The sequence below is a fragment of the Neobacillus niacini genome (assembly GCF_023715415.1).
GTDB classification, from domain to species: Bacteria; Bacillota; Bacilli; order Bacillales; family Cytobacillaceae; genus Neobacillus; species Neobacillus niacini_C.
Genome location: NZ_JAMBOB010000001.1, coordinates 413,743 through 426,907, shown reverse-complemented (window position 1 = coordinate 426,907; position 13,165 = coordinate 413,743). Strand labels below are relative to the sequence as shown.

Annotated in this window: 16 protein-coding genes; 12 read left to right on the top strand and 4 right to left on the bottom strand. The window is 37.4% G+C overall.

Translation table 11 applies throughout. The annotated features are described in order from the left end of the window. The first annotated feature begins 174 nt into the window (after positions 1-174). On the top strand, positions 175-1,227 hold the full coding sequence (locus M3189_RS02010; protein ID WP_251631330.1) for a YkvI family membrane protein: 1,053 nt from the start codon (positions 175-177) through the stop codon (positions 1,225-1,227). 42 nt (positions 1,228-1,269) lie between these two features. Here the strand turns inward: M3189_RS02010 and M3189_RS02005 are convergent, their stop codons facing one another. Then, positions 1,270-1,881 (bottom strand): CPBP family intramembrane glutamic endopeptidase, encoded by a 612-nt coding sequence (locus M3189_RS02005; protein WP_251631328.1) that lies wholly within the window; start codon positions 1,879-1,881, stop codon positions 1,270-1,272. Positions 1,882-2,031: 150 nt separating this feature from the next. Between M3189_RS02005 and M3189_RS02000 the strand changes: the two genes are divergently transcribed. Together M3189_RS02000 and M3189_RS01995 are read left to right on the top strand one after the other, a co-directional pair. Further along, entirely contained in the window at positions 2,032-2,151 is a 120-nt protein-coding gene (locus tag M3189_RS02000) for a DUF6254 family protein (RefSeq protein ID WP_251631326.1), read from the top strand. Positions 2,152-2,223: 72 nt separating this feature from the next. Then, entirely contained in the window at positions 2,224-2,373 is a 150-nt protein-coding gene (locus M3189_RS01995) for a hypothetical protein (RefSeq protein ID WP_251631324.1), read from the top strand. 10 nt (positions 2,374-2,383) lie between these two features. Here the strand turns inward: M3189_RS01995 and M3189_RS01990 are convergent, their stop codons facing one another. Further along, positions 2,384-2,572 (bottom strand): YkvS family protein, encoded by a 189-nt coding sequence (locus tag M3189_RS01990; RefSeq protein ID WP_090758199.1) that lies wholly within the window; start codon positions 2,570-2,572, stop codon positions 2,384-2,386. Between the two features lie 220 nt (positions 2,573-2,792). On the opposite strand from M3189_RS01990, the gene M3189_RS01985 reads away from it, so the two are divergent. From M3189_RS01985 to M3189_RS01945, 9 genes are all read left to right on the top strand, one after another. Next, positions 2,793-2,987: a hypothetical protein gene (locus M3189_RS01985; protein WP_251631322.1), complete on the top strand. Its 195-nt coding sequence runs from the start codon at positions 2,793-2,795 to the stop codon at positions 2,985-2,987. A 64-nt stretch (positions 2,988-3,051) separates the two neighbouring features. Next, on the top strand, positions 3,052-4,542 hold the full coding sequence (gene glpK / locus M3189_RS01980; protein WP_251631320.1) for a glycerol kinase GlpK: 1,491 nt from the start codon (positions 3,052-3,054) through the stop codon (positions 4,540-4,542). A 229-nt stretch (positions 4,543-4,771) separates the two neighbouring features. After that, positions 4,772-6,427, top strand: coding sequence for a glycerol-3-phosphate dehydrogenase/oxidase (locus tag M3189_RS01975; RefSeq protein ID WP_251631318.1), 1,656 nt, complete (start codon positions 4,772-4,774; stop codon positions 6,425-6,427). A gap of 330 nt (positions 6,428-6,757) precedes the next feature. Next, positions 6,758-7,024, top strand: a complete 267-nt coding sequence (locus M3189_RS01970; protein WP_251631316.1) for a phosphocarrier protein HPr — start codon at positions 6,758-6,760, stop codon at positions 7,022-7,024. Further along, on the top strand, positions 7,024-8,736 hold the full coding sequence (gene ptsP / locus M3189_RS01965) for a phosphoenolpyruvate--protein phosphotransferase (RefSeq protein ID WP_251631314.1): 1,713 nt from the start codon (positions 7,024-7,026) through the stop codon (positions 8,734-8,736). Before M3189_RS01970 ends, ptsP begins: the two co-directional genes overlap by 1 nt. Positions 8,737-8,849: 113 nt before the next feature. Beyond that, positions 8,850-9,635, top strand: a complete 786-nt coding sequence (locus M3189_RS01960) for an SDR family oxidoreductase (RefSeq protein ID WP_251631312.1) — start codon at positions 8,850-8,852, stop codon at positions 9,633-9,635. Positions 9,636-9,726: 91 nt separating this feature from the next. Next, positions 9,727-10,200, top strand: a complete 474-nt coding sequence (locus M3189_RS01955) for a hypothetical protein (RefSeq protein ID WP_251631310.1) — start codon at positions 9,727-9,729, stop codon at positions 10,198-10,200. 155 nt (positions 10,201-10,355) lie between these two features. Then, the gene (locus tag M3189_RS01950) at positions 10,356-11,234 is read left to right on the top strand and encodes an NAD(P)-dependent oxidoreductase (RefSeq protein WP_251631307.1); all 879 of its coding nucleotides are present in this window, start codon (positions 10,356-10,358) and stop codon (positions 11,232-11,234) included. Positions 11,235-11,301: 67 nt separating this feature from the next. After that, a complete protein-coding gene (locus M3189_RS01945; RefSeq protein ID WP_251631305.1) occupies positions 11,302-11,481 on the top strand; it encodes a hypothetical protein in 180 nt (59 codons plus the stop codon). Between the two features lie 64 nt (positions 11,482-11,545). Here M3189_RS01945 and M3189_RS01940 read toward each other — a convergent pair whose 3' ends face one another. Next, positions 11,546-12,703: an aminotransferase A gene (locus tag M3189_RS01940; protein ID WP_251631304.1), complete on the bottom strand. Its 1,158-nt coding sequence runs from the start codon at positions 12,701-12,703 to the stop codon at positions 11,546-11,548. 164 nt (positions 12,704-12,867) lie between these two features. After that, positions 12,868-13,068, bottom strand: a complete 201-nt coding sequence (locus M3189_RS01935) for a hypothetical protein (RefSeq protein WP_251631302.1) — start codon at positions 13,066-13,068, stop codon at positions 12,868-12,870. Between the last annotated feature and the right edge of the window lie 97 nt (positions 13,069-13,165).

Sequence of the window (13,165 nt, the reverse complement as noted above, 5' to 3'; positions counted from 1 at the left end):
TAAAGATTTGACTTTGACTATATTTGACCTTATGCATATAGTATACTTTGACCTTTTTTGACTTTCAAGCATCCTGCTTATGGTAATTTTTTCAACATGGAAATTGAACTCATTAAAAAAAGCTCGTCTTTGTTTGTCCCATTGGTCATATATTCTATTTAAGGGGGAGATGAGTTGAAAAGAAATTGGTCAGAAGCTTTCCAAATCGCGGCAGTCTATGTAGGCACAGTCGTCGGTGCGGGATTTGCTACAGGAAGAGAAATCGTTGAGTTTTTCTCACGGTTTGGTTTCATTGGATTTTTAAGTATTTTACTGAGCGGTTACCTCCTTATCGTCTTAGGGTCAAAGTTGATGAGAATTGCTGCTCGGATAAATGCGGTTTCCTATCAGGAATTTAATGTACACTTGTTTGGGAAATGGGCAGGCAGGGGTATTAATATAATCATGCTTTTTATGCTTTTAGGAGTATGTGCAGTAATGCTTGCAGGTGCAGGAGCGGTGTTTGAGGAACAATTAGGCCTCTCAAAGAATTTAGGTGTGTTTATAACTATTTTTTTATCTTTTTTAGTTATGCTTGTGGGTACAAAGGGGCTATTCGCGGTCAATTCATTTGTGGTTCCCATCATGATTTGCTTCAGTTTAATGTTAATGACACTTTCTATTAAACAGGCAGATTTTTTGAATCACTTATTATTTGTACCACATGCTGAAGATGGCTGGAAAAGTATTTTAGCACCTTTTTCTTATACAGCTTTGAACCTTGCTTTGGCACAAGCTGTGCTCGTTCCGATTGCAAATGAAATAAAGGATGATTGGACCATCAAATGGGGAGGGATTTTAGGAGGGACAGCATTAACTGTTATTTTAATCTCAAGCCATTTCACCTTGATTATGCTGCCAAACTTTGAAATTTATGAGATACCAATGGCAATAATTATGAAACAGACAGCACCTTTTTTTTATTGGATATTTGTCCTGGTTATTTATGGGGAAATCTTCACTTCAGTCATTGGAAATGTTTTTGGACTCGATCGTCAGATAAAGCAATTTATTAATGTACCAACTTTGATTACCATTTCATTTATCTTTATTGTTTCTTATATCATCAGTCTTATTGATTATAGTAAACTTTTGTCCAATCTTTACCCATTGTTTGGCTATATTAGTCTTATCTTTTTTGTCCTTTTATGGATGAAGCCTCTAAACGATAAAGTTAATAAATCATAAAAATAGGAAAAGCAGAGTCCATTCATTTAGACGATGCTTTTCCTATTTTAACGGAAGAATAATAAAAATCATTAAATCAAAAACAATATGAGAAACAATGACTAAGGGCATGCTTCTCTTCCATAGATAAAGTGCACCCCACATAAGGCCAGAGAGGAATGCAGCAAGCATTAAGATTAGTGTACCTGAATAAACATGAACGGTAGCATAAAGCAGCGCACCAATGAAAATACTCGCTAATGGTCTGAAGTGGTGAAGCAGTCGCTTTTGAACAAAACCTCGCCAAAAGAGTTCTTCACCAGGAGCTGCCACTAAGATTAGTGCGAGATATTGCCAAAATAATTCAGGAGCAAACCAGCGATAAAGTTTATTAACGCTTTTTCCAAAAGGCAGATTAAGAAGGTCAAAGGCTTGAATCCCCAGCCAAAATACGAAATAGAGGATTAATCCTGATACAGTACCTATAAAAAGATATGTAAAAAAGGATGCTTCATCATCCACAGCTTCCTGAAACATCGCATAAGTGATTAAAATAAGGAGCGATCCAGTAAAAATATACCAGAAAATTGCCCGATCATGAAAAGTGAAATACATAAGTGCGTGGGAAATGATTAACCCAGTGACCAGCCGAAGATCAAAATAGCGATTCTTCAAGTATTTATTACCTCCTTTCTAACAATAAAATTTATTTTAACAAAAAAGAATTGTGAAAGGAAATGATTGCATCACACTTTTGACCGATTTCACTAATAAGATTGAAGAAATTGAAAAAAATAGTAAGGTGAATGGAAAGGAGGAAGGACGATGAGCAAATCTAAAAGTCAACAAGAGCGGGAATGGACAGTTCGTAAACAAGACCAAAATCCACATGGAAAAGTAAAAACAAAAGACCAACTGCTAAAAGAAGCTGGACAGGATAAATAAAAGGCTGTGTTAAAGGATACTGTTGATTTTAGAACCTGTTGATTGGAGCGGAAGGCGCTTGACTCCTGCGGGATGAACGAGCTGAGTGAGACCCCGCAGGAGCGAAGCTGCGAGGAGGCTCACGGGCGAGCCCGCGGAAAGCATAGCGCCTGGAGCGTAAATCAACAGCCTAGTTTAACACAGGCAAATAAAAAGGCAGCCCATTGGCTGCCTAATCTATAAAGCTATTAATTTAATAAGCGCTTTCTTTTACAATCTTATAATTTTTATGATTTACAACAGTCCGCTGATCCAATTCTAGATCTCGGTAATTATCCATTAATGTCAGGTCGACTATGACAGAATTTTCATTTACCTTTTCTACAATCCCTTTTAATCCACCGCGGAATTCAATGATATTTCCAACTTCTGCTTTTTTCATTAGTCTCTCTCTCCTTTACTTGACAAATTGTATATACTTATTTACATAACAGTTTGCACTACTTTTATAGTTTCGTAAAGGGTTTTATTTGATAATTTTGTTAATTGTTAGTAAAAAATGCAATCGTTTTCATTATTTGCCTTATTTTCAACGGAATAAGGGTCAATTATTGACTATTAGCTTGAATCTTACTATAAAATTGTAATAGAGGTGAGGAAGAATGCAGGAACATTATGTGAAGGATATCTTAGAAAAACTAAAGTCAGGTGAACTTTCAGAATACTATGTTAAGAAGGAGGAATTTATGGATTTTCGACAATTCCTTGTTAAAAGGGATGACTTTAAACATTTTCGCGGCATAGGTCAACGGGGAGGAGATGTATTATATCAATATTTGGAGGAGCCTAGAAGCTAAATATTAATGATCCACCTTGTTTTATTAAAAGAAAATAAACCATAAAGTGAATAGGGGGATTTCTTTGGAGACATTTATTCTCTCTATAGACCAAGGCACCACTAGTTCTAGAGCTATTCTATTCAATAAGCAGGGAAGAATTGTTTTTTCTGCACAGAAAGAGTTTACTCAGTATTTTCCTAGACCAGGCTGGGTGGAGCATAATGCAAATGAAATTTGGGGTTCCGTACTGTCAGTTGTCGCAGAAAGTTTGTCTGAATCAGGAATAAAACCAGAGCAGATTGCTGGAATAGGTATTACCAATCAACGCGAAACCACGGTGATTTGGGATAAGGAAACAGGAGAACCAATCTATAATGCAATCGTGTGGCAATCAAGGCAAACAAGTGATATTTGCGAGGAATTGAAGACTAATGGCTATAGTGATCTTTTTCGCTCGAAAACGGGCCTTCTTATTGATGCCTATTTTTCAGGAACAAAAGTAAAATGGATTTTGGATCATGTCGATGGAGCTCGTGAAAAAGCATCTCAAGGTAAGCTTTTATTTGGAACGATGGATACTTGGATTGTTTGGAAGCTTTCCGGAGGTCGTGCACATGTAACCGACTATTCCAATGCATCGAGAACACTAATGTTTAATATTTATGACCTTGAGTGGGACGATGAATTATTAAGGATATTGGATGTTCCGAAATGTATGCTTCCTGAAGTGATGCCCTCCTCACAGGTTTATGCAAAAACAGTAGATTATCATTTTTTTGGCAAGGAAACACCAATCTCTGGGATTGCTGGCGATCAGCAGGCAGCACTTTTCGGGCAGGCATGTTTTGAACCAGGGATGGCTAAGAATACGTACGGAACAGGTTGTTTTATGTTGATGAATACGGGAGATAAAGCAGTCCGGTCTGAGAAAGGCTTATTGACAACTATTGCCTGGGGGCTCAATGGAAAGGTCGAATATGGTCTTGAAGGAAGTATATTTGTTGCTGGTTCTGCTATTCAATGGCTCCGTGATGGTTTGAGGATGTTTAAGCAAGCGAAGGATAGTGAGTCCTATGCTAGCAGAGTGGATTCAACGGATGGTGTGTATGTTGTTCCTGCATTTGTTGGCTTAGGGACGCCATACTGGGATAGTGATGTACGAGGTGCGGTATTTGGCTTAACGAGAGGAACAACGAAAGAACATTTTATCCGAGCTACACTCGAATCATTAGCCTATCAAACCAAAGATGTACTAACAGCTATGGAATCAGACTCCTTAATAAAATTGAAAACCCTTCGAGTAGACGGTGGGGCAGTAAAAAATAATTTTTTAATGGAATTTCAAAGTGATATTTTAAATGTACAAGTAGAAAGAACAAAGGTAAGTGAAACAACAGCACTTGGTGCGGCCTATTTAGCCGGTCTTGCAGTAGGATACTGGGAGAGTCAGGAAGAAATCTCAAAACATTGGGCAACCGATCGAACATTCATACCGAACATGGCAGAAGAACAGCGTGACACACTTTATAACCGCTGGAAAAAAGCAGTGAATGCTGCAATGACTTTTAAATAAAAGGCTGTGTTAAAGGATACTGTTTTATTTTTGGAACCTGTTGATTGGAGCGGAAGGGCGCTTGACTCCTGCGGGATGAACGAGGTGAGTGAGACCCCGCAGGAGCGAAGCTGCGAGGAGGCTCACGGGTGAGCCCGCGGAAAGCATAGCGCCCTGGAGCGCAAATCAACAGCCAAGTTTAACACAGCCTAATAAAATGAAGGTCTTTTTCTATTTAGGAGGAAAAGAGATGAAGTTTTCTAACATAAATAGAAATAAAATGATTGATAGCCTGAAAAATAAAGAATTTGATGTTCTAGTTATTGGCGGGGGGATTACTGGTGCAGGGATTACACTGGATGCTGCAACTAGAGGCATGAAAACAGCACTAGTTGAAATGCAGGATTTTGCTGCTGGAACATCAAGCCGATCCACCAAGTTAATTCATGGCGGACTTCGTTATTTAAAACAATTTGAAGTAAAAATGGTTTCTGAAGTGGGTAAAGAGAGAGCGATTGTTTATGAAAATGGTCCTCATGTAACAAAACCTGTATGGATGTTACTTCCGATTTATAAAGATGGAACCTTTGGAAGGCTGAGCACATCAATTGGGTTAAGAATTTATGATTATCTTGCAGGAGTAAAGAGAATAGAGCGAAGGACCATGTTAACAAGGGAACAAACATTAGAAAAAGCACCTTTATTAAAGAAAGAAGGATTAATAGGGAGCGGCTACTATGTTGAATATCGTACGGATGATGCCCGTTTGACCATTGAAATAATGAAAGAAGCATATCGTTTTGGTGCAGCACCAATAAATTATACAAAGGTCATTAACTTTGTTTATAAAAACCTAATGGTTGCCGGTGTTGTTGTTGAGGATCAGTTAACAGGAGAAAAATATCAGATTAATGCTAAAAAAATTATTAATGCTGCGGGCCCTTGGGTGGAGGAAGTGCGTGAACTTGATCATTCTGAAAATGGGAAAACCTTGCAATTAACCAAAGGGGTCCATCTTGTAATAGATCAAAGCCGTTTCCCCTTAAAGCAATCCATATATTTTGACACCCCAGGTGGAAGGATGGTATTCGCAATTCCTCGTGGGGGAAAAACATATGTTGGCACAACAGATACTTTTTATAATCAAGATAAGCACCAGCCATTCATTACTAAGAACGATCGAGACTATTTAATCAAAGCCATTCAATTCATGTTTCCTGAGGTGGGAATTGACGAAGCTGACATTGAGTCAAGCTGGGCAGGGTTACGTCCGCTCATTTATGAGGAAGGAAAGAAGGCATCGGAAATATCACGAAAGGATGAAATATGGCAGTCAAAAACTGGTTTGCTTACGATAGCTGGTGGAAAATTAACGGGTTATCGAAAAATGGCAGAAGCCATAGTTGACACAGTATTAGTAAGTCTGGGTAAGGAACATAGCACCAATTTTCAAAACTGTATTACAAAAAAATTGCCTATCTCCGGCGGTCATGTGGGAGGTTCACACCATTATTCTGCTTTTTGTAGAGAAAAAACAGCTAAAGGTATCGAAAATGGGCTAACTTTAGAAGATTCAGAGCAGTTAGCTACTATGTATGGTTCCAATGTTGATCAGGTTTATGAAGTACTATTTGAGAATCAAATTGATGCGAAAAAATACGGTATTCCAATCCAGCTGTTTGCAAAGCTCGTTTATTCGATTCAATGTGAAATGGCAGCAACTCCAATAGATTTCTTTACTAGAAGAACTGGGGCTGTCTTATTTAACATTCATTCTGTCCATAACTATAAAAGACCAGTAATTGAGTATATGGCTGAAAAATTAAAATGGAATGACATTACCAAAGAATTTCACACAGAAGAATTAGAAACCGCTCTGAAGATTGCAACTGGCACTGTAAATTGAACGAACGAAAAAGCTGCCTAAATAGTCAGCTTTTTCTTTTTATAAAAATTGGAATAAATTATGTCAAATTTGTGAACTTTTTTAAAAAAACAAGATGTCGATTTTTAAATGCGCTTACATAAAATGTTTTATGTTGTCTGTATTGTTCGAAAATGTTATCCTAGCAATTGTATGAATTTCAAAAAAATAAATGAGTCTAGCTGTTTACATACTTCATTTTCTTTTGGAGAAAATATAACAATTAGTTCAGTTATAGTTATCTGACTATATGTTGTTAGATATGGAATAGCCAGAGTCATTTTACATTAACGAGAAGGAGTTTGATTTAACATGGCAGAAAAACAATTTAAAGTAACAGCTGATACAGGGATTCACGCAAGACCTGCAACCCTGCTTGTACAAACTGCGAGCAAATTTGATTCAGAAATCAATTTAGAATATAAGGGTAAAAAAGTTAACCTGAAATCCATTATGGGTGTTATGTCTCTTGGAATTGGCCAGGGAGCAGATATCTCAATTAGTGCAGAGGGCAGTGATAATGAAGAAGCATTAAGAAGCCTTGAAGAATTATTGAAAAAAGAAGGACTGGCTGAGTAATGACATTTTTACAAGGAATTGCTGCTTCAAATGGCATTGCCATTGCAAAAGCATATCGGTTAGTAGAACCAAATTTATCATTTGAGAAACAGACAATAGAGGATGCAGATTCAGAGGTATCTCGTTTTAAGGAAGCTATAGATAAATCTAAAGCAGAACTAGAGGCAATTCGAGATCGTGCTCAGGTTGAACTTGGTGCGGATAAAGCAGCTATCTTTGAGGCACATTTACTTGTGCTTACTGATCCAGAATTAAATGGACCAATTGAAGATAAGATTAAGTCCGAAAAAGTAAATGCAGAAGCTGCTCTGAAAGATACTGCAGACATGTTTGTCATGATGTTTGAACAAATGGACAATGAGTATATGAAGGAACGTGCTGCCGATATCCGTGATGTTACAAAGCGCGTTCTGTCACACTTACTTGGCGTACAATTAGTGAATCCAAGTATGATTGCTGAAGAAGTAATAATTGTGGCAGAGGATTTAACGCCATCCGATACTGCTCAATTGAACCGACAGTATGTATTAGGATTTACAACTGATATTGGCGGACGTACTTCCCATTCTGCGATTATGGCTCGTTCCATGGAAATTCCAGCAGTAGTAGGAACAAAAAGTGCTACAGAAGATATCAACAATGGCGATTTAGTCATTGTCGATGGTCTAAAAGGTGAAGTACATATAAATCCGACTCCTGAACTGGTGGAAGAATATCGTAACATTCATCAGCAATATGAAGCTCAGAAAACCGAATGGGCAAAGCTTGTCAATGAAAAAACGGTATCAGCGGATGAACATCATGTTGAATTAGCTGCTAATATTGGTACTCCTAATGACTTAAAGGGAGTAATTGAAAACGGTGGAGAAGGTGTAGGACTTTACAGAACTGAATTCCTTTATATGGGAAGGGACCAGCTGCCTACTGAAGAAGAACAATTTGAGTCCTATAAAGCTGTTTTAGAAGGTATGAAGGGTAAGCCAGTTGTTGTTCGTACTTTAGATATCGGCGGAGATAAAGAACTTCCATATCTTCAATTACCAAAGGAGCTAAATCCATTTTTAGGATTCCGGGCGATTCGTTTATGCTTGGAGGAACAGGATATTTTCCGTACCCAGCTTCGTGCACTTCTTCGTGCAAGTAGTTATGGTAACTTAAAGGTAATGTTCCCGATGATTGCCACCTTAGATGAATTCCGTGAAGCGAAGGCAATCCTTGAAGATGAAAAACAAAAGCTTATTTCTGCAGGCCAAAAGGTTTCCGACAGTATTGAGCTGGGGATTATGGTTGAAATTCCTTCAACTGCTGTTTTAGCTGATCAATTCGCTAAAGAGGTTGACTTCTTTAGCATTGGAACGAATGATTTGATTCAATATACAATGGCTGCAGACCGTATGAATCAGCGTGTATCCTACCTGTACCAGCCTTATAGCCCGTCTATTTTACGACTTGTGAAGATGGTTATAGATGCTGCACATGCAGAAGGTAAATGGGCTGGAATGTGCGGAGAAATGGCTGGAGACGAAACAGCAATTCCGCTGCTCCTTGGTCTTGGATTAGATGAGTTTTCAATGAGTGCAACATCTATTTTAAAAGCACGATCACAAATTAAAAAGTTAAGTAAAGCCGAAATGGAGAAGCTCGCCACTGAGGTTTTAAATATGCAAACAACGTCACAAGTAATTGAAGCAGTTAATGCTGTAACAAAATAATACATGAACGTAAAAGAGGCAGAAGCATTCTGTCTCTTTTTGTCGTACATGTTTTATGAATAAGAGGGAATTTTTAGTATAATAGAAATAGACAAGTTAAAGGGGGATGTATGATGGATTTGAATCTTAGCGGCAAAACAGCGCTCGTAATTGCTTCCAGCCAAGGGCTTGGATTTGCTATTGCCAAAGCGTTAGTAAAAGAAGGAACCAATGTAATGATTTCAGGCAGAGATGAGAAAAAACTAAAAAAGAAGGCAGAAGAATTAGAATCTATTGGGATGGGGAAAGTTAGTTTTCAAAAAACAGACGTCACAAAGCCAGAAGATATTAAACTACTCATATCAAAAACCATTGATATATTTGGAGGTCTTCAACTCCTTGTCAATAATGCAGGCGGTCCACCGGCAGGGTCTTTTGAGGACTTATCAGATGATGAGTGGCAGAGTGCATTTGAATTAAATTTATTATCCTATATACGTGTCATTCGTGAAGCACTTCCGTACTTAAAGGAGCATGGAGGAAAAATTCTAAATATCGCTTCTTCTTCAATAAAAGAACCCATTCCAGGCTTAATCCTATCCAATACCTTTCGAACGGGCATTGTTGGACTCTCGAAGACCTTAGCATCTGAACTGGCTTCATACGATATTCTAATCAATACTATTGCCCCAGGTCGAATATCAACTGATCGCGTTAAGCATCTAGATCAGATAAATGCGGATAAACAAGGAGTCGACATTAAAACGGTTGAATTAACAATAAAAGAGACAATTCCTCTTAAAAGATATGGAACTCCAGAGGAATTTGCAAACGTAGCAGCCTTTCTTCTTTCGGATGCCAATACCTATATGACAGGGAGCTCGTTTTTAGTTGATGGGGGCATGATTAAAGCAATTTAACCTCACCGTTATTATTCCAATAATCAACCTCGTTTTACGTTTATTACCAAAAATATTTGGATAAGGTAAAAACATAAAGGAGTGTTTAAACATGCAGAGAAGTAGAAAAGTGGTTTTTGTTCTAGTGTTTATCATGTTTATTGGAACGATACTTACTGGTTGTGGATTACCTTTATCTAAAGAACTAATTGTTAATCGTTACGCCGACGCCTTGTTAACTAAAAATAATGAACTTCAATTCCGTTTCAGAATTAATAATGAAATCTTAGATAGACATGAGTTATATAAAGTGAAGGTTACAATACATGATGATCAGCTTGCCGCTGCTATTGGTAAACGTGAAATCATCTATGGAGAAGATCAAGTTCTAAATGGAGAGTATTTAGAGGTGAAGGGAAAAAGTGAAAAATATATTTTTATGGACCCGCTCCCATTAAAGGAAGATTTACACATCCATGAACTAAAGAATATGATTGAAAAAAACCAAGCAGTTTCGATTGAAATATACAATAATCAGGAAGTTTTTGGTCGTGTCTACTTAACAAATTTTTCATCGGAGCTTTGAATTATGGTTTATCTTGATTTGAACTAGGAGAAACTATGAAGGTGCATAAATTTGGAGATTGAGCACGATAACCGGAAAGTACTTAGTTCCGGTTTTTTTGCGTTATTCCATATATAATAAAAGATGAAAATACAAAATCGGAGGATTGATTTATTTTGTTAACTCCAGAAAATACTATAATCGGTATTATTGGGACAGGCGTAATGGGGAAAAGTATGGCAGGACATTTAATGGCAGCAGGGTATCCATTAATTGTTTTTTCAAGGACCAAGGAAAAGTCAGATGAACTAGTAGAAAAAGGCGCTACTTGGGTAGATGCTCCAAAAGAAATGGCAGAGAAGGCAAATGTTATCATCACAATGGTTGGTTATCCTTCTGATGTCGAAGAAATTTATTTAGGGGAAAATGGATTAGTTAATCATGCTAAATCAGATAGTTATCTTATCGATATGACGACTTCAGCCCCATCACTTGCAAGGAGAATATTTGAGGCTGCAAAAGAAAAAGGGATTCATACCATTGATGCCCCTGTTTCTGGCGGTGATGTTGGTGCAAAGGAAGCGAAACTGTCCATTATGGTAGGCGGAGATGAACGAGACGTAAAAGCCATTAAACATCTCCTAAATCTACTGGGAACAAATATTGTTTATCAGGGGAAAGCAGGAGCAGGACAGCATACAAAAATGTGTAATCAAATTGCGATTGCTTCAAATATGATTGGTGTCTGCGAGGCCATCATTTATGCTGAGAAGGCGGGATTAAATCCAGAATCAGTGTTAAAAAGTATTACCACTGGCGCTGCAGGAAGCTGGTCATTAAGCAATCTTGCTCCTAGAATGCTTAACAGGAACTTTGAACCTGGATTTTACATAAAACATTTTATTAAGGATATGAAAATTGCCTTAGATGAAGCAGAGCAAATGGAAATGAAATTTCCTGGTTTAGCATTGGCAAAATCATTATATGATCAACTTGTGGAAATGGGCGAGGAGAATAGCGGAACACAGGCTCTATATAAATATTGGAAGTCCTAATATTAGTTGTATAAATTCCTCTAGCTTTCAAAAAATAAACTGAAGCTGAAATAGGAGGAACCTGAATATGGCTAAACGAACTAAAAAGAATGACCCCCAGCAAAAAAACAAAAAGGGATTCGATTCTGCTGTCTTAAATGAAGAATTTGCTCATGAAATGGGATCTGCAGCAGCAAATAAAATTCATAAAGATAAAGCAAAAAAAGAAAAAGCATCCAAAAATAATGGACAATACAAAGGTCAATAACAGAAATACCCTCACTTGTTAGCAGTGAGGGTATTTTTTATTATTGACTATGTTAAAGCTAAGTTTAATAGAGCCTATTATTTAAAAATTGCTCCATTCGATTTAACCCAATTTCCAACGTTTCGAGTGAACAGGCAAAGGATAGTCTAAAATAACCTTCACCGTATTCAGAGAACGCACTTCCAGGAACAACAGCTACCTTTGCTTGATGAACCATCTCAAGAGCAAAGTCAAAACTACTCAAAGGGATGGAATCAGGGATTTTAACAAAGAAATAAAATGCCCCGTCAGGCTTGACTACACTTAGCCCCATTGCGATAAGTGTATTGTAAACATATTCACGTCTTTGGATATATTCCCTTTTCATTGGAATGGCATCATCTATCCCTGTAGTTAATGCTGCTAAAGCCGCTTTTTGTGCAATTGAATTTGCACAGGATACATTGTACTGATGCACCTTTAATATGTGCTTGGTAATATCTCTAGGAGCAAAAAGGAAGCCAATTCTCCAGCCGGTCATCGAATGAGATTTTGACAATCCATTGATTACAATTGTTTTCTCTTTTAGAAAGGAAGCAATTGAAAGATGAGGGTGATCATAAGTGAGTTCGCTGTATATTTCGTCTGCGAGGACAAAGATTTCTCTCTCTTTCAAGTAATCAGCGATTTCTTTTAACTCATTCTCAGTGAGACTTACTCCTGTTGGGTTTGATGGATAAGGCAAAACAATACATCGTGTTTTGTCTGTAATATAAGGTTTAATCATTTCTAAGGTAAATCGGAACTGATTCTTCCTTATATCGACATGAATCGGAAGTGCTCCACACATCCGAATAATCGGTTCATATCCTGGATAAATTGGTCCTGGAAGGATAACTTCGGTACCTTCTGATAGAATCGTTCTAAAGGCTATATCAATGGCCTCACTTGCACCCATGGTGACAATGACTTCAGATTCTGGTTCATAGGAAAGACCGTATTTCTTTTTTACAAAATCGCAAGCGGCCGTTCGTAACTCAGTGATTCCGGCATTCGGTGTATAGGAAGTGAAATTTTCCTCTATTGCTTGAATTCCGGCTAGCTTTACATGCTCTGGTGTTTGAAAATCTGGCTGACCAATTGTAAATGAAATCACATCGTCTATATGTGATACCATATTATAAAATTTTCTAATGCCTGAGACCTCAATTTTTTGAACTTTGTTATTAATTAAATGCTCCACCCCTGTTCATCCTTCCATTGCGTTCATGAATACTCTGATTATAAACAGATTTATAGAAATATTCTACAATAATGGACTAGTGAAAGTAGAGAGAATAGTAAAACAGCCTGAATTTTTATCAGGCTGTTTTAAAGGGGAAGAATATATCAATTTATAGGGTATTATTAATAACCATAGTCCCAATCAACTTCATCTTCATGCCAGAAAACGGGAGAGACGGAATCAAAAGTAACAATTTTATTATCTACTTTGCAGCTGCATTGATCACAGCCACATTGGTTTTTTATTTCTTCGAACACTGTTTGTTCAACATCTTCGATAAATGTAATCCTCTGCTCTTGAAAAAGAATCGCTGTCCCTTTCATGTCTAAGGCACCTCTTTATGATTTAGTCTTCTTATGAGTATATTGTAAACCTGATGGTTAAAAGGGTCTATAACTTGTGAGAGAGTTCACAAAATTA